19 protein-coding genes are annotated in these 23,349 nt (G+C 36.0%); 9 read left to right on the top strand and 10 right to left on the bottom strand.

Annotated features, from left to right (window positions below; translation table 11 throughout):
- Positions 1–173: 173 nt before the first annotated feature.
- From KORDIASMS9_RS19790 to KORDIASMS9_RS19820, 7 genes are all read left to right on the top strand, one after another.
- Complete coding sequence (locus tag KORDIASMS9_RS19790) at positions 174–1,898, top strand: phospho-sugar mutase (protein ID WP_114904515.1); 1,725 nt, start codon at positions 174–176, stop codon at positions 1,896–1,898.
- Positions 1,899–3,731 (top strand): ABC transporter ATP-binding protein, encoded by a 1,833-nt coding sequence (locus KORDIASMS9_RS19795; protein ID WP_114904516.1) that lies wholly within the window; start codon positions 1,899–1,901, stop codon positions 3,729–3,731.
- Positions 3,732–3,808: 77 nt separating this feature from the next.
- Entirely contained in the window at positions 3,809–4,291 is a 483-nt protein-coding gene (locus KORDIASMS9_RS19800; RefSeq protein ID WP_114904517.1) for a hypothetical protein, read from the top strand.
- A 66-nt stretch (positions 4,292–4,357) separates the two neighbouring features.
- The gene (locus tag KORDIASMS9_RS19805) at positions 4,358–4,927 is read left to right on the top strand and encodes an RNA polymerase sigma factor (RefSeq protein ID WP_240321090.1); all 570 of its coding nucleotides are present in this window, start codon (positions 4,358–4,360) and stop codon (positions 4,925–4,927) included.
- A 30-nt stretch (positions 4,928–4,957) separates the two neighbouring features.
- Positions 4,958–5,482 (top strand): hypothetical protein, encoded by a 525-nt coding sequence (locus KORDIASMS9_RS19810; RefSeq protein WP_114904518.1) that lies wholly within the window; start codon positions 4,958–4,960, stop codon positions 5,480–5,482.
- Between the two features lie 4 nt (positions 5,483–5,486).
- Entirely contained in the window at positions 5,487–5,927 is a 441-nt protein-coding gene (locus tag KORDIASMS9_RS19815; RefSeq protein WP_162820076.1) for a hypothetical protein, read from the top strand.
- A gap of 366 nt (positions 5,928–6,293) precedes the next feature.
- Positions 6,294–9,401, top strand: a complete 3,108-nt coding sequence (locus KORDIASMS9_RS19820; RefSeq protein ID WP_114904520.1) for a patatin-like phospholipase family protein — start codon at positions 6,294–6,296, stop codon at positions 9,399–9,401.
- A 4-nt stretch (positions 9,402–9,405) separates the two neighbouring features.
- Here KORDIASMS9_RS19820 and KORDIASMS9_RS19825 read toward each other — a convergent pair whose 3' ends face one another.
- The 3 genes from KORDIASMS9_RS19825 to KORDIASMS9_RS19835 form a co-directional block, all read right to left on the bottom strand.
- Positions 9,406–10,464: a YCF48-related protein gene (locus KORDIASMS9_RS19825; RefSeq protein WP_114904521.1), complete on the bottom strand. Its 1,059-nt coding sequence runs from the start codon at positions 10,462–10,464 to the stop codon at positions 9,406–9,408.
- 2 nt (positions 10,465–10,466) lie between these two features.
- Complete coding sequence (locus tag KORDIASMS9_RS19830; RefSeq protein ID WP_114904522.1) at positions 10,467–11,480, bottom strand: hypothetical protein; 1,014 nt, start codon at positions 11,478–11,480, stop codon at positions 10,467–10,469.
- Between the two features lie 130 nt (positions 11,481–11,610).
- Entirely contained in the window at positions 11,611–14,292 is a 2,682-nt protein-coding gene (locus KORDIASMS9_RS19835) for a T9SS type A sorting domain-containing protein (RefSeq protein ID WP_114904523.1), read from the bottom strand.
- A gap of 219 nt (positions 14,293–14,511) precedes the next feature.
- Here KORDIASMS9_RS19835 and KORDIASMS9_RS19840 point away from each other — a divergent pair, with 219 nt between their 5' ends.
- Together KORDIASMS9_RS19840 and KORDIASMS9_RS19845 are read left to right on the top strand one after the other, a co-directional pair.
- Entirely contained in the window at positions 14,512–17,565 is a 3,054-nt protein-coding gene (locus KORDIASMS9_RS19840; RefSeq protein WP_114904524.1) for a DUF2723 domain-containing protein, read from the top strand.
- A gap of 11 nt (positions 17,566–17,576) precedes the next feature.
- Positions 17,577–18,347: a bifunctional 2-polyprenyl-6-hydroxyphenol methylase/3-demethylubiquinol 3-O-methyltransferase UbiG gene (locus tag KORDIASMS9_RS19845; protein ID WP_114905304.1), complete on the top strand. Its 771-nt coding sequence runs from the start codon at positions 17,577–17,579 to the stop codon at positions 18,345–18,347.
- A 221-nt stretch (positions 18,348–18,568) separates the two neighbouring features.
- On the opposite strand, the gene KORDIASMS9_RS19850 is transcribed toward KORDIASMS9_RS19845, so the two are convergent.
- From KORDIASMS9_RS19850 to KORDIASMS9_RS19880, 7 genes are all read right to left on the bottom strand, one after another.
- On the bottom strand, positions 18,569–19,183 hold the full coding sequence (locus KORDIASMS9_RS19850) for an SCO family protein (RefSeq protein ID WP_240321091.1): 615 nt from the start codon (positions 19,181–19,183) through the stop codon (positions 18,569–18,571).
- Positions 19,184–19,208: 25 nt separating this feature from the next.
- Complete coding sequence (locus tag KORDIASMS9_RS19855; RefSeq protein WP_240321092.1) at positions 19,209–19,871, bottom strand: toxin-antitoxin system YwqK family antitoxin; 663 nt, start codon at positions 19,869–19,871, stop codon at positions 19,209–19,211.
- Positions 19,813–20,631 carry a YHYH protein gene (locus KORDIASMS9_RS19860; protein ID WP_114904526.1) on the bottom strand — a complete coding sequence of 273 codons (819 nt, stop codon included), beginning with the start codon at positions 20,629–20,631 and terminating at the stop codon, positions 19,813–19,815. Before KORDIASMS9_RS19860 ends, KORDIASMS9_RS19855 begins: the two co-directional genes overlap by 59 nt.
- Before the next feature lie 77 nt (positions 20,632–20,708).
- Positions 20,709–21,872 carry a YHYH protein gene (locus KORDIASMS9_RS19865; RefSeq protein ID WP_114904527.1) on the bottom strand — a complete coding sequence of 388 codons (1,164 nt, stop codon included), beginning with the start codon at positions 21,870–21,872 and terminating at the stop codon, positions 20,709–20,711.
- Between the two features lie 68 nt (positions 21,873–21,940).
- On the bottom strand, positions 21,941–22,387 hold the full coding sequence (locus KORDIASMS9_RS19870) for a Spy/CpxP family protein refolding chaperone (protein ID WP_114904528.1): 447 nt from the start codon (positions 22,385–22,387) through the stop codon (positions 21,941–21,943).
- A gap of 14 nt (positions 22,388–22,401) precedes the next feature.
- Complete coding sequence (locus KORDIASMS9_RS19875; protein ID WP_114904529.1) at positions 22,402–22,716, bottom strand: hypothetical protein; 315 nt, start codon at positions 22,714–22,716, stop codon at positions 22,402–22,404.
- Positions 22,717–22,754: 38 nt separating this feature from the next.
- On the bottom strand, positions 22,755–23,333 hold the full coding sequence (locus tag KORDIASMS9_RS19880; RefSeq protein WP_114904530.1) for an RNA polymerase sigma factor: 579 nt from the start codon (positions 23,331–23,333) through the stop codon (positions 22,755–22,757).
- Between the last annotated feature and the right edge of the window lie 16 nt (positions 23,334–23,349).

The raw sequence follows: 23,349 nt of genomic DNA on the forward strand, positions 1-23,349 counted from the left end.
ACCAATTTTACTATAAGATGCGACTTAATGAAGCAAACGTGATAAAAAACGGTATAAAATCAGCGAAACGGAGAATTTGTAAGTGCTCTTCGTGTAAACTTCTGTAAAATATCGCGACACGCAAAAAGAAACCCGAATGAATTTGTTATTTTTGTGGCTTAAAACACCTGTAAATGACAAAGATCGACGCTAAAATCATGGAAAAAGCTACGGCTTGGCTTACTCCAGTCTTCGATGCTGAAACACAAGCAAAAGTTCAACAACTTATAGATACCAATCCCAAAGAACTCACCGAAAGTTTTTACACCAGTTTGGCTTTTGGAACAGGCGGAATGCGCGGTGTTATGGGACCTGGAACCAATAGAATTAACAAATATACTTTAGGGAAAAATACGCAAGGATTGAGTAATTACCTTAAAGAAACATATCCAAATCAGCCATTGAAAGTTGCCATTGCGTATGATTGTAGACACAACAGCAAATCTTTAGCGCAAGTGGTTGCCAATGTATTTTCGGCGAACGGAATTCAAGTCTATTTATTTTCAGACTTACGACCAACACCAGAATTATCATTTGCAGTAAAATATTTGGATTGTCAATGCGGAATTGTCTTAACAGCTTCCCACAATCCACCAGAATACAACGGTTACAAAGTATATTGGGCTGATGGCGGACAAATTGTTCCTCCGCAAGACCATGAAATTATCAATGAAATTAATAGTTTAGATTTTTCGCAAATTCAGTTTGATGCGAATGATGATTTGATCCATTTGGTCGATACAGACGTAGATGAAGCATTTATCAACGCAAGTGTGGCGAATGCCGATTTTAAAGCGGAAAACAAAGATGATGTCACGATCGTTTTTACATCACTTCACGGAACTTCTATCACCATGATTCCAGAAGTATTGAAACGTGCAGGGTATAAAAATGTACACATTGTTGAAGAACAAGCCAAACCTGATGGAGATTTTCCAACGGTACAATCACCAAATCCGGAAGAACCAGAAGCGCTAGAAATGGCGTTGGCATTGGCAGAAAAAGTACACGCAGATATCGTGATTGGAACCGATCCAGACAGTGATCGTTTAGGAATTGCAGTGCGCGATTTGGAAGGCAACATGATCTTACTCAACGGAAACCAAACCATGGTGGTCATGACAGATTTCTTATTACAACAGTGGAAAAACAGCGATCGCATCAACGGAAAACAATTCATTGGTTCTACCATTGTTTCTACGCCAATGATGACGGAACTTGGAAACGCGTACAACGTAGAATGCAAAATTGGTTTGACAGGTTTTAAATGGATTGCCAAAATGATCAAAGATTTTCCTGAATTGGAATTTATTGGCGGTGGCGAAGAAAGCTTCGGATTCATGACAGGTGACTTTGTACGTGACAAAGATGCAGTGACAGCTTCCTTGTTGGCATGCGAAATTATCACACAAGCAAAAGCCGATGGAAGTTCTTTATATGCTTCCCTAATTGATTTGTATGTAGCACATGGTTTTTATAAGGAAAAGTTGATTTCGCTCGTTAAGAAAGGAATTGATGGCGCCGCTGAAATCAAGCAAACCATGGTCGATTTACGCGAAAATCCACTAACCACACTTGACGGTTCAAAAGTGGTTAAAATTGAAGATTATCAAACGTCTATTACGACCAATATGGAAGATGGTTCAACGCGTAAAATTTCCATTCCAAAGTCAAATGTTTTGATTTACTACACTGCTGATGGCACTAAAATTGCAGCACGTCCAAGTGGAACAGAACCCAAAATTAAATTCTACTTTAGCGTCAATCTGCCTTTAGCTACTAAAGAAGATTTTGCTTCGGTAGAAGAGCAACTCGATGCAAAAATTGCACGCATCGTTCAAGAAATGAAATTAGACTAAATGGATTACATAAAAAAACTATCTCATTATATAATTCCCTATAAAAAGTATGCATATTTAAATATTTTCTTTAACATTTTGTATGCACTTTTTGGAACTCTTTCTTTTGTATCGTTGATGCCAATGCTGAAAGTTTTATTGAAAACTGCGGAACGAATTATGGTAGAGCCGATCAGAGAAAACTATGAAGGAATTGGAGGTTATGGAGATTATTTGAATGATTATTTAAACTTTTTCATCACACAAAAAATAGAGGAAGACGGACAATATTCTGTGCTAATCTTAATGATATGTATTGTCATTTCTACCTTTTTGCTTAAAAATTTAGCAGGTTATTTTTCAAATTTCTTCTTGGCATATCTCAGAAATGGAATATTAAAAGACATTCGCAACAGATTGTATCAAAAAGTAACGACTTTGCCTATCTCCTATTTTTCTGAAAAAAGAAAAGGTGATATTATTGCTCGAATTTCTGGTGATGTAAACGAAATTCAGAATTCACTCTTAGCAATTTTAGAATTGTTAGTGAGAGAACCTTTAACCATCATATTTACAATCATCGTCATGTTTTCTATCAGTGCCAAACTGACGTTGTTTGTGTTTATTTTTATTCCGATTTCAGGATTTATCATTTCAAAAGTTGGAAAAAGTTTGAAAAAACATTCGGACAGAGTTCAAAAAGAAAATGGTGTCTTTCTTTCTATTTTAGACGAAACATTGAACGGTTTAAAAGTGATTAAAGGATTTAATGCCGAAAAACATTTCAACACTTCTTTTGGAAATTCTACTTCCAAATTATATAAATACTCCAATAATTTAGCGCACAGACAAAACTTAGCGTCTCCTACAAGTGAGTTTTTGGGAATTGTGGTCATTGCAGTAATTCTGTTGTACGGTGGAAAATTAGTGTTGATTGACAAAATCATGACACCAGACGAATTTATTACGTACATGGCGTTGGCGTACAACATTTTAACTCCCGCGAAAGCGATTAGCAAAGCGAGTTATAAAGTAAAAGCTGGAAACGCTTCCGCAGATCGTGTTTTGGAAATACTCAACACCGAATCGCCAATTACAGATGCAAAAGATGCCAAAGTGAAAGACACGTTTGCTTCAGGAATTGATTTGAAAGATATTTCATTTAAGTATGAAGAGGAATTGGTGCTGAAAAACTTCTCACTAAAAGTTCCAAAAGGAAAAACTGTGGCATTAGTAGGACAATCAGGAAGTGGAAAAAGTACCATTGCGAACTTAGTTACGCGTTTTTACGATGTAAATGAAGGAAGTATTGAAGTAGATGGCGAAAACATCAAATCGCTCACAAAAGCATCTTTACGTGGCTTAATGGGCTTGGTAACACAAGATTCTATTTTGTTTAATGATACCATCAAAAACAACGTAAAACTAGGAAAACAAGATGCGACTGACGACGAAGTGATTGAAGCGTTGAAAATTGCCAATGCGTGGGAATTTGTGAAAGATTTACCCGAATTGCTCGATCATAACGTAGGAGATTCTGGCGGAAAACTTTCGGGCGGACAAAAACAACGTTTGAGCATTGCCAGAGCTGTGTTAAAGAATCCACCAATCATGATTTTAGATGAAGCCACTTCTGCCCTAGACACCGAAAGCGAACGTTTGGTACAAGTAGCGTTGGAGAATATGATGAAGAATAGAACGTCTATTGTGATTGCACACCGTTTGTCTACCATTCAAAATGCAGACGTAATTGTAGTGATGCAAAAAGGAGAAATTATTGAACAAGGAACCCACGAGGAATTGATTCGCAATAACAAAGTGTACACGAAGTTGGTACAGATGCAGTCGATTTAGGTTGAAGTTGAACTTTAAATTGGATTAAAATTAGATTTCTTTTACTTTAGTGTTTTATACATTTTAAGTTTAGCATATTGGGAATACAAAAAGAATGGCACAACAAGCAAAAAGCAGAAAAAGATTTTGCATTGCTCAAAGATTCTCTTTTTGAATCCTTAACTCCATATTTTGCATTTTCTGGGAAGCTTGACTTATCAGTGAATGACCCTTCTGGCGAAATTGCAGATACTCTTGCTAGAATTTTAAATGCCGTATGTAAGCTAGTAAACGAAAAAGCTGCTCTGTTTGGAGCAGATAGTATTTTGGCACAACAAGTAATTGTGGAGGAAAATAGAATCCTCAAATATTGGGGGAAAATTTTCTGGCTGCTTACGCCATCTACTCACAAATCGTACAAACCATCGCTTGATCCTTTTTACGGAGAATTTTTATTGAAAGATAATGAAATTCAAATACTAAATTTGAAATTCGGAGATCAAAATTGCACTAATTTAGATAAAATTTGGTGGTTTGACATGCAGCTTGATTGGGTATATGAATTTGAACAAACAAATTAAAAATCAAATGATTACAATGAAAATCTAATTTTTTCTATCTTTAGATTAAACCTTTTGGATGTCAGTGTGTCTAAAGAAAAAAGTAATAACAATTTGAACGTCGTAGAAACCAATCTCATTGAGGATTTAAAAAACCCAAAAACGCAAGAAAAGGCGTTTCGACAGCTTGTATCTACGTACAAAGAGCGTTTGTATTGGCACATTCGGCGTATGGTGACAAGTCACGATGATGCAGATGATGTGCTTCAAAATACCTTTATTAAAGTATTTCGAAGTATTCACAATTTTAAAGGCGACAGCAAATTATATTCTTGGATGTATCGCATTGCGACGAACGAATCCATTACGTTTATCAATCAACGGTCGAAAAAAGCTGGAATTTCTTCGGAAGAATTGCAAGACCAATTGGTCAATAATTTAAAAGCAGATGTGTATTTTGAAGGCGAGGAAATTCAACTGAAATTACAAAAAGCAATTGCTACCTTGCCACAAAAGCAGCAAATTGTATTTAATATGAAGTATTTTGACGATTTGAAATATGCTGAAATGAGCGAAGTTTTAGATACTTCGGTCGGTGCGTTGAAAGCTTCGTACCATCATGCCGTCAAAAAGATAGAAAGTTTTTTAATCAATTAAACCTTTTACGTATTTTAGAGTCAAATTAGTGTGAAAAATAACGAATTACATAATAAGAAAACAGGATTTCAAACGCCGAAAGCGTATTTCGACACGTTTGAAGATCGTCTTTTTGATCGTATCAAAACCGAAGCTGTGATTCCGAAAGAAACAGGTTTTACAACACCTGACGCGTATTTTGATAGCTTGGAAGACAAACTTTCAAGTGAATTATTTACGGCAAATCAAGAAACTAAGGTCATTCCGCTACAGCGAAAAAGAAACTATATACAGTATATTAGTTATGCTGCCGCAGCGTGTATTGTGTTTTTTATTGCCTTGAATTTTATAAATACACCTGAGCATCCGCTTACGATTACGGATGTGGCAAGTAGTGACATTAATACCTTTATCGAAAATGATTTAATTGCGTTGAACGATTTTGAATTAATCAATGTGTATGAGGAGGAAAATATAGATCTCAATACTATTTTTGACGTAAATTTAAGTGATACAGAAACGATAGATTATTTAGAAAACTCTGGCGATCCTTACGAATTGCTAATTGAACAATAATATGATGAAATACTACATAACCATACTACTTGTATGTTTTGGGCTTTCTTTGGGAATGGCTCAAGATGGTAAAATACGAGAAAAAATAAAGAAATTAAGAATTGCGTTTTTTACAGAAAATCTGGATTTAACTGAAGAAGAAGCGCAACAGTTTTGGCCTGTGTACAATGCTTATGACGATATTAATCACAAACTACGCATACAAGAATTGAATCGAATTAAAAGAAATATCAAGTCTAATGAAAACATGTCAGAAACTGAAGCTACTACGATTTTAGATCGAATACAAACTATTGAAAGTCAAGTGTATGAAAACGGCGTGAATTTAATTAAAAAGCTACGTGAATTTCTACCTGCGATCAAAATTATTAAATTGAAAAAAGCGGAGCGTGACTTTAATAAAAATTTAATGAAACAGTTTCGTAATAGACGCAGAAAAAATTGATCAATGTCCTAAAAAACCTAGAATAGTAATATTCAAAACCCAAGCATTGATTAAGAAAAGAGCAATTCCCTCAAAAAGAACTGCTCTTTTTGTTTTTAAACCTTTTTTACAAAATAGAGTCTAACTACTACTACCAATTTACTAGTAAATTGGTATAAATAGCAGTCATAAGTGATGAAATATCACTGTTTATAATTTTTGGTGATTGGTTGAAAGGAGTGTTGAAAAACGCTCCTTTTTTTATTTTTTAGAGCAACTTTAAAAAAATACTCACCAATAAGTATTTTTATTTTAAAATATGATTTGTAGCTTTAGCTGTAATTAAGTGATTGAAAATAGTCACATAATTGTCTTAAAAATTACACCATGAGCACTACAAAAGCAGATCAATTGGGTTCAGTTGAACAATCTGAACAAAAAAACACGCCAAAATTTCACGTCATTCTATTCATCATATTGACACTATTGATGATTGTTTGCGGAAAAATGTTTCATATTTACGATTGGATAGCACATCCGCAGTTTACCGAAGAAGGCGTCAAAAGTTCTTGGTTTTTTAAGCATACGAGCTTGTATCAAGAAATTATTTTCATTGCATTCTTCATTTTTGATTTTGTGTGGGCTTTCCTCCTTTTTTATATTACTGGCAAGTATATTCACAAAAAAGCTACGGAACATAATGTCAAAATTATTTTCAAAATATTTCTCGTATTAGCAAGTCTAGCATACACGTTTGATTGTACCGAAAACTTTTACTATTTGTGGAATAAAGAATACCCAAAAACCATTGTCAGTATTAAAATTGGGTTTTATTCCGTTACGTTTCTGCTAGTGTTGTTGACTTGGATTCGTTTTTCGTTACGCGATCGTTTGGTGCTTTTAAAAGAATTTATGTATTCTTCATGGATCAGCTTATTATTCTTATTCATCATAGGACTTACCTTGCCCAAAGCGCCACAACTCAACTCCATCATTGTGGATTTGTATTACCATCCTTTTTGGTTTGTTTTTGTACTACTTTTAGGATTTGCACCTATTTATTGCATTGTATTGTCACATTATCCAAATTATTTTTTACTCTCTAAATCGAATCGAAAGTTTCAAGATAAAGATTGGAAAATGTATCGCATCTTTAGCATTTTTGGCATTGTTTGGTATAAAAATAAAGCTGGAAACAGTACACCCGAAAGTGTTGCGTATGAAAGTGAATTGAGTTTTTTACGTCGTGTTATTGGCGTATTTTTTTATGCAGCCATCTTTTATATGATTGCTTATACTGCAGATACCAACTTTGGTTTTGGAGTAGAACTCAGCGGATTTGTGCCTTTATTGTTAGTCAGTTTGATTGTTTGGTTGTATGTGTTGAAAAAACAAAAAGACAAATGGCGTTTGTATTATGCCAATGGTTTGCGGGAAGCGAACGAATCGGCGCGTGATTTGTATTTTGCAGGTGAAGAAGGAAAAAAACTCAACAATCCGATACGAACGTATGTAATTTTTGTCATCGTCACAATATTAGCGCATTTTGCATTGTTCATTTTATTGTTTTGGTTTACATATCCTTTTAATTATACAACGGTAATTTTGAGTTTATTATGTATTTCGCTTCAAGCGATTACTTATACGTATTACCGAACGTTCCGAACCTTGTTTAAATACGCCTTTTTTGATGCAGACAATGAAGCTGTAATTAACAGTTTTCCGTTGATGAATGATGAAAATGATCCACGCACACGAGCAGAAAAAAAGCAAGCGATCATTAGTATGTTTGAAGGGAATAACTATTTCGGACAAACGCCTTTTTTCAAAAAACTGGCAACACTCAGAATCAAGAATTTCAGTTTAGGCGCCGTGAGCAATAGTATTATCTTCCTCAAAGTAATTTCCTATTTTGGTGCTGCAAATTTGTTGTTTTTCTTGGCGATTAATTTTGTCCCACAAGTTGCCTTACACATCAATGGAATTATCATTATTGTGTCTGCTTTTTTCTTGTTATACGGAATCATTGTGATCATTTTGAAGCATTTTATGTATTATAATTTATCAGAAGATGATTTTGCTAAAACCCAAAAATCCAATTTCCGATTTACGGTGTACGGCGTGTTGTTAGCCATGATATTATTGAACTATTTATCACGTCATAATGAAAGTACCGCCAATAACTTGTTTGAGTTGGCAAAGATTGAAGAAACGATTACCCCAGAAACCATCAATCTGGAAAAATACATTCAAAACCTGCCCAACAAACGGTATTATATTGGTTGTTATGGTGGCGGAATGAAAGCAAATGCGTGGACAATGACGGTATTGAACGCATTAGACAAAGACGGAACATTGTATGATAAAACAGTGTGTTTATCAGGCGCATCAGGTGGAACCATCGGTTTGATAAATTATTCAGCAATCAAACATCAAAATGATGATGCCCAATTTCGCGATTCTATTATTCGGAAAATTGGCACGGAAAATATACTGTCGATGGATTTAGCGCATTTGCTCGGTCGCGATTGGTTTACACACATGTTTTTACCGATAAATTTGATTGGAAAAGACCGTTCTACAGCCGCCATGTATACGTATGCTAAGTATGTAAATCATGAGCTTACCCAAAAGGAGTTTGACTCTACTTCGTACCGACAGTTTTGGTACAATATGTACAAAAGAAAGGAACGTTTCCCGATTTTGATAAGTAACACCACAAATATTAAAGGACGACAAGGAATGGCAGTTTCGATTCCTGTGAAAAATAATCACGCGAAAGCAGCCTTGTATTTAGGCGCCAACGATATTTTGGAATTGGGCAACAATCAAACCTTGAGTTTTTACAATGCCGCTTCTACCACAAACCGTTTTCCGTTGATCAGTCCAGCCGCAACAATTGAAGGTGAAGGACAATATAATGATGGTGGAATTTATGAAAATTCAGGATTATTGTCTGCGTACAAATTGTATGAAGCGATCAACGAATTAGATGCGAATGCTAAAAATAAAGAGACTGTTTTTATCAATATTATCAATGATAAATCAGCCTATGTAAAATCAGTTATGGATGCTGTTATGGAAGATTGCAATGGCGGCGTTATCAACAAATCCAATGAATTTTCTGCAATTTTAAATTCAGTCGCAGCTACCGAAATGTTTCCAGGCTACATTAAAGATAAATTGAATTTCCTTGCAGCGAAACATGATAATTTTACCTTTGAAAATATCTATTTACCACATAAATTCGATTTGGATGATGTACGCGCCATTTACGGACAAAAGATAAAAGATACTGCATGTGTCGTGGAAATTGCCAAGATTATTCAAGAAAATAATGATGATATTTGGGACTTAATGAAAGGTGGTTCTAAAGAAACATTTACGATTATTGAACCAGAAATGAGTCGCGTGATGGCGATTCCAGCGTTTAATTTTATGCAGTATATGTTGAAACATGAACGTGTGGAAAAAGTGTTAAACATGTTACACTAACATTTTATTGAAACAACAACTTCGCAATCCTATTTTTCCCAGCCGCATACGCTGTAGAATCGTTGATGAATTTGAGAGTGTAAAAACCTTCGTCAGAAAGATGTTTCCAAGTGTTTCCTGCGTCGTTGGAATAGTCGATTCCTTTGAAACCAACCGCAACCAATGCTTTTGCATCGCTGTTTGGAACGTATTGCACACAGCTTCGATACCCTGGATGTTGGTTTTCGGCAACCAATTGCCATGTTTTGCCGCCGTCAGACGTTCGGATTTTGTTGGCTTCCTTGATGTCTGCTTTGCTGTAATCGCCACCAATGGCAAATCCGTTGTTGGCATCGTAAAAGTCGATAGAATACATTCCTGTCGTTTCTATTCCTTGTACAATAGGCGTTTCAAATACTGTCCACGTGTTGCCTTTATCTGCCGAATATAAAATTCTGCTCGCTTTTCCGCCTGTGGCAATCCAAGTTTCGTCACCAACAATGGCAATGTTGGTATTGCTTGCTGCAAAAGCAGCTTCTCCTTCTTTTGCTTTGGGCAATTCCTCGCAGGAAACTTTCCGCCATGTATTTCCACCATCGCGTGTAATGATGATGCTGATACAATCGTCTGTGGGATCGCCCATCGCAATTCCTTCTTTTGCATTCCAAAAAGCAATGGCATCATAAAATACTTTATCGTGTGTTTCTTTGTAGACCAACTCCACTTTTCCGTCTTTCGAAATTTTATATAACAATGCCGGATTCACAATACTGATTCCAAACGTAGTATTATTGACATGCGCTACGGCACGAAAACTCACGTTCAGTGAATCTGGAACTTTTCCTTTGAGCAGGTTTGTATGCTGATTGGTTTTTGCATTATAGTGTCCAATAGTTGTGTTGTTTCCGCCGTATACCAAATTATTTTCAGGTGTAATCGCTATGGCGCGAATGCTCACAGAATCGTTGAATATTGGCGTAATTTCTACTGTGGAAAATGTTTTTTGAGGTGACTTTTTCTCTTTTTGCGTTTCTTCACAAGAAAAAAATAAAAATAGTATACATATCGATAACATAGAACGCATAGTTAGGCTTTTTTAGAAGAAATGAACGATTTACCCACCGCACGAATAGAAATGACATTGAGTGGAAATTCCATAAATACATGCACAAAACTGAGGAATAAAAGCAAGGTAAATCCAATTTTATAGTTGTACATATACAACGCCACAGAACCAATCCACATTATGAATATGGTTAAGGAACGTTTTTGTGTGAGCTTTTTGTGCCAACCAATCACGGAAGTTTTAGAGAACCAATTTAGGTAATGATACGTGTAGGCAAATGCAATAAAGATTTGAATTTTTATGAACAGTTTCCCTTCAAACGCAAATACATTTCCATCGGTCATGCCAATTGCTTGCGAAATTTTAGCATTTAAAATGTACAAACTATTGTCTTCATAAATCATTTTTGTGTCTGTTCCTAAGATATAATCAAAAGGATTCACCGTGAGAAAAATGATCAAAAACGGAATGAAAAACATCAAAATAATATTGAAATACCCTATTCTGCTCTTCGATTTTAAATTTCCATACCACATAAACATAATCGTGAATATATAGACATGAATAACCGTTGGAAGAAAAACACCTACTAACAAATGATATAAAGGTACAAAGTGAAATAATGCTGCCAAGATGCAGCCGACAGTCAGTGCAATATATTGTTGTTTTTTAGTTTTAAAAACGGTAAATGCAACCGCTGCCAAGATTGCTAGAAATAAGCAACTGTTAAAGTATGCAGGAAGTGTGTTGGTAAATAGCAACACGATTTCAGAAGTTGCATAACTTTCAGGCACAAAAACACGTATAAATGGCGGAAGTGACACTAGAAAAGCTGCAATGACGATGAGATAAATCCAAAGTTTGCTGGCAATAAAATAGTTTTTATCACGAATCCAATTGATTTCTGTTAAGTAATGTAACGGTCCCAAAACCGCATACGCAAAGAGAAACAATTCAAAAGGCAAATAATAAGCAAACAGAAAGGATATGATTATCAATCCTGTATTGAGAAGATCTATGTTTCCTGTTTTCATCTATTTGATATTTGGCGAATGATGTTTTGTACGTTCATAGCACATTTACATACGGACTAAAAATAGAAAAAGCTTCGTAGATTACGAAGCTTTTTCCTTGTATTTTAAGAATTGATTCTTAGATACTATATTATTCTATAATCATTTTCTTCGTAGCTACTTTTTTACCACCTACATATAATGTGTAGTAGTACATACCAGAAGATAATGAGTTTGTGTTAATGTTTAATTCCTGATCTCCTTTTTGTGTTAATTCAACATTAGAAATTACTTGTCCTGCTGTATTCACAAATACAATAGCAGCATCACCTGTTAATTCTTGAGGAATGAAGTAACGGATAGAAGATGTATTGTTAAATGGATTTGGAATGTTTTGATATAAAATGGCACCACTTCTATTAGCATTGTTTGCAGGAACTACTGAAAGTGTTCCATCACATGCACATACTTCAATAGCATCTACTCTTGTGATTAAGTCATCAATTTGTGCTTGTTGTGCAATATTTTCTGCTTCTAAAGCTGATAAGATTGGAGATAAATCAACGTTTACTGAAGTTCCTCCTTCAATCGCAACCGTTAATGTATTTCCAGACAACGTTGCAGATGTTAAGTTTTGATCATCTGTTCCTGTTCCGTCTGCAAGCGAAGCTAAATCAACACCGGTTCCTCCTGTAATATTTAAAGTTGTCCCAGATAATGATAAGTTTTGACTATCCGTGTTGTCTAAATATCCTGATAAATCTACTGTAGAAGCGTTTCCTGTAATGCTCAATATATCTGAAGCAACAGAAATTGCCTGTGCATCTGTACCTGTTCCGTCTTGTAATGGAGCTAAATCAACACCAGTTCCACCAGAAATATTTAACGTTGTGCCAGATAATGATAAATCTTGCTCATCTGTATTGTCTAAATACCCTGATAAATCAATCGTTGTCATTCCTCCAGAAATACTTAATACGTTTGCCGAAATTGCTAAATCTTGATTGTCTGTATTGTCTAAATATCCTGATAAATCTACGGTTCCAGCATCTCCTGTAATACTTAATATATCACTTGAAACAGAAATTGCTTGACTATCAGTATTATCTAAATATGGAGATAAATCTACAGTTCCTGCATCTCCTGTAATGCTTAATACATCAGCAGCAACAGAAATTGCTTGTGCATCTGTATTGTCTAAATATGGAGAAAGATCTACTGAGCCTCCATCTGTTAAGCTTAATGTATTTGTAACCAATGATAGATCTTGTGTATCGGTATCAGTGTCCATCATTCCTTTCCACTGCGTTCCATCCCAATAGAATGAATTGTCAGTTTCGGAATCGTATACAACCATACCTTCGTCGGTTGCTCCTAATGAGCTTCCAAAAGCAGTACGTTCTGCGGTTGTCATACGGTTTAATTGTAAACCTTTAGTTGCGCCTGTTAAATCTAAAGAAGCATTTGCGTTTGGTGTATCTGTACCAATACCGACACTTAATGGGTTTGTAACTCCACCAAGAACCATGGTATTATCATTTACGGCAGTTGCCGCATTACCAATAGCAACTGAATTTGTTCCTTGTACGTTTGCTGCATTACCAATAGCAATGTTATTTGTAGGATTTAAAGCACTTGGATCCGTAGAAGAAGCTTGATATCCCATAACAATAGCTCCATCATTTTGTGCAATTGTAGTAGAACCAATGGCAATGGCAAATTGATTGTCAATATCAACTGAACGACCAATACCAACGGCATCATTTTCTGCAACATTCACACGATCACCAATACCAACTGAGTAATCGGCTAAGGTTCCCATATTTCCTAAATATCCCATCATAATAGAGTAATCTCCACGAATGTCATGATCAATACCTAAAGAAATTGAGTACTGTCCATCTATGAAAGAGTAGTTACCAAATCCCATGACGTTGTTGTTACTTGCAGTAATGTCGTACCCAAAGAACATTGTATTTGAACGGTTTGTATTGTCAAAATCTGCTAACGATCCCATACCAACGTTATATTGTCCTTCACGGTTTGTAAAACCAGTAGAGAAACCTACATACGTGTTGTGGTTTGCGTTTGATGTATTATTTGTACGGTTGTTATCCCAACCAGCTTGTGCTCCAATGAATGTGTTATAATCTGCCCATTCTGTAGCAACACCCGCAGCGGCACCAACCATGGTGTTGTAAATACCGTCACCAATATCAATTGCAGCAGAATCTCCAACTCCTGTGTTGTGGTGACCGTCATCAACGTCACTCATAGATTCACTACCAATACCTGTATTTCGGTATCCTACATCAGAAGAAATACCTACTTCGTTACCAACAAATGTTTGTTTGTAACCAGTAGTGTTACTAAAACCTGCATCTTCTCCGATGAATGTGTTTTCGTAACCAGTAGTGTTATTTGCTCCAGATTCTTCACCGACGAACGTGTTATCGTAACCAGTCGTATTGTTTTCTCCAGATTCCGCTCCGATAAATGTGTTATCTCCACCAGTAGTGGTCAAACGACCTGCTTCGTATCCCATAAAGGTATTATCAAAACCTGTGGTATTTGAATATCCTGCTAGATACCCAATAGCCACAAGCTCACTTGTAGTAACGCTTCGTCCTGCGCTGTATCCAAAAAGGGTAACTCTTGATCCGGAAGTGATAAAACTACCTGTACTATCTCCGTAAAATGTGTTGAAGTCTCCAGTAGTGATACTTACTCCGGAACCAGTACCCATAGTCTCATTGAGTGTTTGTGCTTGTAATCCTGTAATTCCTAATACACACAGAATAAACACAACTACGAGGGGTAATTGTTTTCTCATATTAATTTGTTGTTAGTTTAATTTTATTATGGTTATTCCAAATATAGAAAATAATATTTTAACAAACCATTCAAATATAATTAACTATCCTTTAAGAAATACCCGAGAATATACCTGTTTTCAAAAAAAATGTACAATTCGTAAACTTTTATTTATAAACGGTAGTTTTTAGATGTAATAATTCTGTTATATTGCAAGGAAAAATTAACCATACCATTTATGCCAAAAGCTGAAAAATTTAGTAGTTGGATACTATTTATTTGCCTATTTTTAGCATACACTATTTCTGCCCCAAACACCATTGCTTTCTGGGATAGTCCCGAATTTATAGCCAGCAATTATACACTACAAGCATCACATCCTGCGGGTGCTCCTTTTTACACTATTCTATGCAAAGTTGTATTGTCATTTTTTCCTGCTGGCAAAGCAGCTTTGGTCACCAACTTGATTTCTTCCTTTTTTGGAGCCTTGACATGTACACTCTTATTTAGAATCACTTTAAATATAGCGAGAAGGATACTTTCTGTTACTGAACGTAAAACTATGACTACAATTCCACTACTTTCAGGAATTGTGGCGGCGCTAACACTTGCCTTTTCTGATAGTTTTTGGACGGCAGCTACCGAAGCCGAAGTATACACATTATCATTTGCGTTAATGGCTGGAATGATCTTTTTAATGTTATTGTGGGAACAAACAACCGATCGCACAAAAGAAATAAAATATGCGCTGTTTGTAGCTTTCTTGTTGGGAATTGCCACAGGCGTTCACTTGATCACGATTGCAATTGTAATTCCATTTTCTATACTCATCGCACATAAAAAATTTGGACTTACATTCAAGACATTTTGCATTGCCATCTTCTTTGGTTGCGCAGCTTTTGTCGTTATCTATAGTTTTATTGTTCAAGGATTGATCAAACTAACGAATTCATTGGATATCTGGCTTATCAATTCGTTTGAAATACCTTTAAATTCTGGCATTATTGCTATTTTTCTTATGATAGCACTAAGTGTCAGCAGTGTGTTATTTCTCACTAAAAAAAGACGCAAAACTCAATGGCACCATGCCGTTTTAGGATTGATATTTTTCTTGATTGGGATGAGTTCCTTTTTGATGCCATTACAACGATCTGATGTAAATTTACTGATTGCAGATAGTATAAAAAATAGTAATAAAATGCTGCAATACGTACGTGCTGAGCAATTTGGTGTAGGTGCCATTCCGTTACTAAAAGGACCTGTGTTCAACGCGCCTTTAGATAAAGACATCGCTTTTGTCGATGGAAAACCTGCCTACAGTTACAATGAGAGTGTAGAGAAATACGAAATGGTACATGATGGAAAATTTAAAGAAGTAAAGTATTCGGATGAATTTACCATGTTTTTTCCGCGAATGTTCGACAAAGGTGATGCAGAAAAATACAAAGCTTGGACGCCCATTTTTGGAGAACCCATCAACTATCCTGTGCGCGGCGAACTCGTTACGATTAACAAACCTACGTTTACCGAAAACTTGAGTTTCTTTATCAACTATCAAGTGATTTGGTTGAATGCGCGGTATTTATTTTGGAATTTTATCGGAAGACAAAACGATCATCACGGTTTAGGCTATATTAAAGATGGCAATTGGATCAGTGGTATTGGTGTTTTCGACGGAAGTCGTATCGGAGAACAAGCCTTTATTCCTGAGTTTTACAAGAATCATAAAGGAAATGATGCGTATTATTTTTTACCATTCATCTTGGGAATTTTAGGCTTTTTGGCACTTTGGAAACACAAACACTATTTTTGGATGACCTTGCTCCTGTTCCTCACTTTCGGAATTGGAATTACCATTTATGTCAATCCAGTTCCATCAAGTATTTTGATCCGCGAGCGTGATTATATTTTTATAGGTTCATTTGTAATTTTTGCATTGTGGATTGGTCTCTCGGTAGTATTTCTCACGAAAGTGCTAACAGCCATCAAAAAACCAAAAATCCGCTTAGGAATTGTTGCCGGATTCGTATTATTAGCTGCTCCATTACAATTACTCGCAAAAGGTTGGGACAATCACCAGCGCGGACATGATGAGTTTGCGTATCACTTTGGAAAAGCGTACTTAGATGCCTGTCCCGAACAAGCTATTTTAATTACCGATGGCGATAATATGACCTTTCCGTTGTGGTATTTGCAACAGGTGGAAGGCTATCGTACCGATGTTCGTGTCATCAATTTTGACCAATTAAATATTGATACGCATATTGATAATTTAAAGAAAACTTCGTACGATTCCAAACCAATTACCATTGACCTCAACCGCGATTTTTATGTGAGTGGTATTGAAAAATTAATTCCTTTACAGGAAGAAACGAAAGATCCTGCGGTGTTGCCAATTTTGTTTAATTTTTTTAAGAAAGAAAATACTAAAATTAACTGGAATGGACGCATGCGACCGTATATTCCGTCCACAACATTTTCAATTCCGATTGATACGTTGAAAATCAAAAAGCAATTCAATCCTAAGCAATTAAATGCTTCTTATACAACCGCAATTACATGGCAACATGCAAAGAAATTTTATGGTTTAAACGAAATTGTGTTGATGAATTTGTTACAAAATAATATCAACGATCGTCCGATTTGCTTTGCAAGCAACGGAAAAAAACGCCATCAAATTGGCTTAGAACCGTATTTAATTCAGCACGTAATGGTAAACATTTTGGCACCGATACAACGAACAGATTCAAAACTAAATCCAAAAATCGTAGATACCGAAATGATGTATCCGTATATCATGAATCAAGTGCGATTTGAAGGTTTGCAAGAAGATTCAAAATTTATTCGCAATGAGAATGTTACCTATTCGCGAGAAATTTTACGTCAACATTATTACTTTCTAGCGCAAGCATTGTTGGAAGAAGGAAACACGCAAAAAGCCATCGAAGTTTTGGATAAATGCAATATGCTTTTCCCCAACAAAACGGTACCATTCAAACAATTCGCGTATGCCATTGGAAAGTTGTATGTTCGTGCAGGAAAAGGAAAAAAAGGCACTGAAATTTGTAAAACTGCCATGCAGAATATTTGGGACGAATTGCAATGGATGATATCTTTTGATCCGCCAAATCCGATCATTAATTTACGTCACGCCTACCGATTGAAAGAAATCTATTTTCAAATGATGCAGCAGTTTCCAAGCGGCATCAAAAACGCGCCTGTAAGTGAGGAAACTTTTCGTGGATTTGACGCATCGTTTCAAACATGGCAACAACGAAACTGGCCATACTAATTCCCCTAACTATGTTATTTTCAACCGAAGTTACTTCTTCAAAAATTATTTCCGACAATCCGCTATTTCAACGTACGTTAAAAGCGTACCATTTGGTAGCACCACACATTCATGGAAACGTACTAGAAATTGGTTGTGGTGAAGGGTATGGTGTGGAATTATTGTATAAAAATGCGGATCAATTGACCTTGATTGACAAATCGCCCTACACAGCAGAACTGATTAATGATAAATATCCAAACACAACAATTATTCAAGAGAAAATTCCGCCATTAACGCAATTAAAATCAAATAGTTTTGATGTGGTGGTTTCTTTTCAAGTAATTGAACATATTAAAGAAGCTGGGTTGTATTTGGAAGAAATTCATCGTGTATTGAAACCGAATGGAAAAGCCTATATTTCTACACCAAACGCACTAAAAACCATTGCGCGAAATCCGTGGCATTATAAAGAATATACTTTTGAAAGTCTGTCTACTATCATTGAAAAAACCTTTGCAAAGTATCGTATAGAAGCCATTTGTGGCAATGAAAAAACAGATGCGTATTATGAAAAAAATCAAAAATCGGTCGCACGTTTTTTACGCTATGATATTTTCAACTTAGAACATAAAATTCCTGCATGGTTATTGCAAATTCCGTATGAAATTGCCAATCGGATGAATCGAAAAAAATTGCTCAACAAAAATCCTGATTTGGTCAATAGTATTACGTTGGAAGATTATTCATTAGACAAACATTCTGAAGCTACGCTAGATTTCTTTTGTACGCTTTTGAAATAGATTTTAGACCGCTGCGCTGCTAGATTTTAGATCGCTTAGACGCACTTTGTTTTTAGAGGTGTTGGATGTTGGAAAAATTTAAAATTCAACATTAAAACTTAAAATTACTTTCGCATTCAAAATATTCTCAACTGCGCTCGAATTGACATTTGATACTTTCAACAAAAAAAGCTCCACAAAATAAACTGTGAAGCTTTTAAGGAACTGATGAAAACCAAACTTCATTCCTTTTTCAATGTTTTTATATCAGCAATTAGCTGTTGTACTGACGTTTTGTTCAATCCGTTGTAAATACCTCTTATTTGCCTGTTTTTATCAATCAATACAAAATTTTCAGTGTGTAAAAAATCGTCATCGGTTTTGGTCTCGCCTAAATCTTCTTCCACAAAATAATAGTTTCGACCTAAGTCGTATATCTGAGAACGATCGCCTGTGACTAAATGCCACTTTTTACTGTCAATTCCTTTCGTTTCCGCATATCGTTTCAACACTGGAACAGAATCTATTTTCGGTGTGACGGAATGCGACAATAATAAAATTTCGCTGTCTTCTTTAAATTCTTGTTGCAAAATGTCCATATTCGCCGTCATTTTTGGGCAAATTCCAGGACAAGTGGTAAAGAAAAAATCCGTAATGTAAATTTTATCATTGAACGTAGCTTCCGTAATAGTTTCTCCATCTTGATTCGTAAGATTAAACGCTGGAATTTGATGAAATGCTTCTTGTGCAGCACTTCCTTTTTCAAACCAATACGGCGTAAAAGATGCTTCTTGATAATACGGCAAACTCGCGACACGACTGCCAAGTTGTTTTTTTTCATTTTTACAACTAATCAAAGTGAAAAAAGCCAATAATACTACACTATAATTCTTTTGTTTGAACAATTTCTTTTTGTAATTCATAACACAATCCTGATCGTTTTAAGCCAAAAATTCGTCCATTTTTAGCTTCATAATTGTTAAATAATTTTCCATTCTTTCGCCATGCTTGCTGCAAACCTGCTGCTTTTCCGTTAACGATAGTCAGACGTTTGAATTTTTCGCCTGTTATATACCATTGTTCCTGCACGCCATGTACAACTCCATCGCTATGATTGGAGATTGATCGCAAGTTTCCATTTCGCCACCATGTTTTGGAAATTCCGTGTTGTTTTCCAGCTACATAAGTTGCTTCAAAACTTAGCAAACCATCCAAAAACCACTTTTTGCGTACGCCGTTCCGTTTTCCTGCCACATATATAGTACGTTCAGAAACCACACCGTTTTCATAGGTTGCTTCTAAAACGCCCGTAAAAGGCTTGTTTTGATAATAATACAATCCCAAAGTAGCATTAAGCGTTAGTTTTTCTTTAGAAACGACTACCGAAGTGTTCGAGGAAACAGCTTCGGCAATCATTTCTTTTTCTTGGGAATTTTGTCCACACGAAGTCAACAAAAGTACCACTAACCCAAGAAGTCTTAAAAAACTATTGAACGCTACTTGCTGTCCCTTGATAATTGCCTGGAAATAATATATAATACGCATTCAAATAAAGTTCGTTTTGTATGTGATAATGATATTCAGTTTCGTCTGTATGTTGTGTTGTGCTTGCATGTCCTCCAGAAGCATCCAAATCCGTTGGGTAGGTTCCTGTAGAATTACATTTTCTACCATACAAGAAAAAACCGTCTGCTATAATTCCTATCAATTTTTCATCGTCATCCGACCATGCTTTTGGCTCTAAATGATAATGGTAACTTTGCGGTCCGGTATGCGCTGCGGTATAATCTAAAGAACCTACAGCATTGTCTAAAGGCACATTTGGACCTTCTTCATCATTGTAAATCATTCCGCCCGAAACTGCAATTCCAATTGCGCCTAAACCTGTAGCACTTGAATTGGAAGCCAACGTAGGATTTGCAGAAACCGTCAACGAATACGAACCATTGAAATCATCAATATTTCCTGGAGCCATATCTTCAAACGAAGTAACTGTCGGCGCTACAAATAATGGATGATCTTCGGCTGCTGCTGGAGTTCCCATTCTTGCGGTTGTGTTTGACCAATAGGGAGACGTATGATTAGGTCTTCCATTGCTTTCTATTTCCACATTGGAACCGTTAAGCATAATAGTAACATTAGTAGTGTCAAATTCGCTAAAAGCGGCGTGCAACGTTGCTGTGTCTCCGCCTCCATCAGTTGGTGTTGTCGTTGTCGTTGTAGCGTCGTCGTCACTTCCGCAAGCAACTATAAAAACTACGGAAATTAGCGCTAAGAGTACGACTATTAAAGATTTTCTATTCATGTGTTATTTGTTAATTTGTTAATTTGTTTTTTTGTCAATTTGTGGAACTAGCAACTAGCAACTAGCAACTAGCAAACCTAATGTCTTCCGCCGCGTTGTCCTCGTTGTCTTCCTTGTGGTTTTGGAGCATTTTCTAATTCTTCCTGTGTGATAAAACCATCTTCGTTAGCATCTACTTTTGTAAAATCGCGTTGCAATGGTCCTTTGACTTCTTTTTTGCTTAATTTCCCATCACCATTTGCGTCCATTTGTTCCATAATTTGTGCAACACTTGGACGTTCTCCGTTGTTTCTTCCGCGTTCTCTGTTTGGAAAACCATTAGATCCGCCGCGCATTCCGCCACCTACTTTAAAGGTTTTATTTGGTGTTCCGAAGAAAAATCGTGGTAAGGATGGAAAACTGTCTGTTATGACATAATAATAGGTTCCATCTGGGAATTCGGGTGTTTTTCCAAAACGTCCGTTGGCTTCATCCAAATCGCCGTGTCCTTCTATATATTCAAAATCACGTACATAAGTTCCGTCATACGCACCGTTTGGTGCAGAAATTCCATCGCCCGGACGATTTCCTTCTCTTAATTTGTAACTAGATGTCAATTCGATTATCTGAGTGCTTTCTGCGGAAGCGTACCCATATTTATAATACATAGGAAAACCATCTGCTGCCCAACCGATTAAAAACATACTATTTTCTTTCGCTTGTTGCAGCAATCCCCACGGTGTTCCATGATAGTGATATTCGCCTGTGGGTTGTACATGTGCATTGTTGCAATCGTCTCCCAAATCAACATTGGTACTCAAGGCTTCTTTAGCCCAAGCCATGTTCAGTTGGCGCGTGTTTGGGTTTATGAAAAATTCCATTGCCGTCGGTTCCATTTTTACACCATTCATCGCGACACCAAAAACGTACTCAGGTCTTCCTTGCCCTAACATTCCTTCACTGTAGACAGATGTTAGTTTTTTGTTCTTTTTTGGTCTGAGTGCGACTTTGTAAGTTTTGTTTTGAGGAGCAATTTTGTTTGGATTTCCTGCATTTGGGAAACTTCCTGTAGCGTGTTTTGGAATGGCGTTCGATTTGATAACGCGGTATTTTCCTTGTTTCGTGATAGAGACTTCACTTTTGTACTTTACCATTTCGGTACATTCGTAACCATCGGTTACCGAAAAGGTGTTTGTGGTGGTTTCTTGAGCGAATGTTGCAAACGCCATCAAGAGAAAAATAGGTGTGATTTTATAGTGCATACGAAAAGAGTTTCATCTTGTTATTTTGTAGTTAGATGTGATCTTTTCGAAAAACTTGTGCGAAAATTTTATTTTTTTGTTTTTTTTCTTCCGTGTCGCTTCAAAGCGTGTTGAATTAATGTATTAAAACGTTCACGTTGTTCGTCAGTACAAATTTTTTGAACTTCTTTGAAATGATAGAATGTTTTCAGATCTTTTTGCCGTTCTTTTTCACCAATTTGATTTGTGATGTCGTCTATTTTCGCTTTGTCAACCGTTGTTTCAGAAATTTCTGCAAATAGGGCATCTTTCAGTTTTTTGATATCTCGTGAAATAGTCATCATCGCTTCATGATGTACATCGTTTATGGTTGAAAACTGCTGCATTTGTGCTTCATCAAATTGTAATTCTTTTGCAATAAATTTTCCTGGATTTGCGCCTCTTGGTGGTTTATCTCCGAAAATTTTGAACATAAAGAAACCATTCATCACAACGAGAAATATCAATAAAATATATAAAAAGGTATTTTTTTTCATCAGTTTCTGTGGGTTTAATTGAATAATGATTGATTTTCTCCTTCGTTTAATTCGTACATCGTTGCGAATTCTGAAATGTTTTCATTGTATTCCGTTTTTGTCATTTGATAGATTCCAAACACATTGATCAACAATACACACACTAAGGTTGCCAATTGTAATTGTGGCGTAAACCAACTAAAACCTGTTGCCACAGTTTCTTCTTTTTCTGAGAATAAACGCTGCATGGTTTTATCTTTGAAAAAAGGAGAAACGTTCACCGCATCGATCGTATTTAAAACGTCGAAAGTAGCGTCAATTTTCTGATTAATATCTTTTGGTTTGTTCATAACTTTATATTAGATGCGAATTTTATACAAAACTTGCGTTAGATTTCATTTTTATAAAAATTTGCTAATATTTTTTGTAAATTTTTCTTGGCGCGAAACATCAAGGATTCCACAGATGAAACGCTTTTCTCTGTAATTTCGGCAACTTCCTTATAGGGTAAACCATCAATTTTATGCAAGGTAAATACAATACGTTGCGCTTCGGGCAATTGATGAATGGCTTTGAATATGGTTTCGCTTTTTTCTTTATTTTCTAATAAAATTCCTGGATGATTCATTTCTGTAAAATACGAGGTTTTATCAAGCGGAATTTCATTTCCAAAAATAGATTGCATAAAGGCAAACCGTTTTTTGGTGTTCTTTTTTCGGATAAATTCCAACGATTTATTGGTTGAAATTCGATAGATCCACGTGGATAATTTAGAATTTCCTTTAAACGTATGAATCGATCGGAATACTTCTACAAATACTTCTTGCGCTATGTCTTCTGCATCTTCTTTATTGGGCACAAACGACAAACAGGTATGAAATACACGCTGCTCATATTCAGTGATGAGGCGACTGTAAGCAGCCTGTTTTTCTTCCCGTAAATCGTTAATAAATGTAGTTTCGTCCAAAGAATTTATTTGATTG

Source organism: Kordia sp. SMS9 (assembly GCF_003352465.1).
In the GTDB taxonomy this organism is placed as follows: domain Bacteria; phylum Bacteroidota; class Bacteroidia; order Flavobacteriales; family Flavobacteriaceae; genus Kordia.

What these genes read in the sequence shown, in the direction of transcription:
- KORDIASMS9_RS19795 (WP_114904516.1), top strand. Translation starts at nt 1,899, where the DNA reads ATGGATTACATAAAAAAACTATCTCATTATATAATTCCCTATAAAAAG.
- KORDIASMS9_RS19855 (WP_240321092.1), bottom strand. Translation starts at nt 19,871, where the DNA reads ATGCGTATTATATATTATTTCCAGGCAATTATCAAGGGACAGCAAGTA.
- KORDIASMS9_RS19790 (WP_114904515.1), top strand. Translation starts at nt 174, where the DNA reads ATGACAAAGATCGACGCTAAAATCATGGAAAAAGCTACGGCTTGGCTT.
- KORDIASMS9_RS19820 (WP_114904520.1), top strand. Translation starts at nt 6,294, where the DNA reads ATGAGCACTACAAAAGCAGATCAATTGGGTTCAGTTGAACAATCTGAA.
- KORDIASMS9_RS19865 (WP_114904527.1), bottom strand. Translation starts at nt 21,872, where the DNA reads ATGCACTATAAAATCACACCTATTTTTCTCTTGATGGCGTTTGCAACA.
- KORDIASMS9_RS19870 (WP_114904528.1), bottom strand. Translation starts at nt 22,387, where the DNA reads ATGAAAAAAAATACCTTTTTATATATTTTATTGATATTTCTCGTTGTG.
- KORDIASMS9_RS19840 (WP_114904524.1), top strand. Translation starts at nt 14,512, where the DNA reads ATGCCAAAAGCTGAAAAATTTAGTAGTTGGATACTATTTATTTGCCTA.
- KORDIASMS9_RS19875 (WP_114904529.1), bottom strand. Translation starts at nt 22,716, where the DNA reads ATGAACAAACCAAAAGATATTAATCAGAAAATTGACGCTACTTTCGAC.
- KORDIASMS9_RS19830 (WP_114904522.1), bottom strand. Translation starts at nt 11,480, where the DNA reads ATGAAAACAGGAAACATAGATCTTCTCAATACAGGATTGATAATCATA.
- KORDIASMS9_RS19845 (WP_114905304.1), top strand. Translation starts at nt 17,577, where the DNA reads ATGTTATTTTCAACCGAAGTTACTTCTTCAAAAATTATTTCCGACAAT.
- KORDIASMS9_RS19835 (WP_114904523.1), bottom strand. Translation starts at nt 14,292, where the DNA reads ATGAGAAAACAATTACCCCTCGTAGTTGTGTTTATTCTGTGTGTATTA.
- KORDIASMS9_RS19815 (WP_162820076.1), top strand. Translation starts at nt 5,487, where the DNA reads ATGAAATACTACATAACCATACTACTTGTATGTTTTGGGCTTTCTTTG.
- KORDIASMS9_RS19860 (WP_114904526.1), bottom strand. Translation starts at nt 20,631, where the DNA reads ATGAATAGAAAATCTTTAATAGTCGTACTCTTAGCGCTAATTTCCGTA.
- KORDIASMS9_RS19825 (WP_114904521.1), bottom strand. Translation starts at nt 10,464, where the DNA reads ATGCGTTCTATGTTATCGATATGTATACTATTTTTATTTTTTTCTTGT.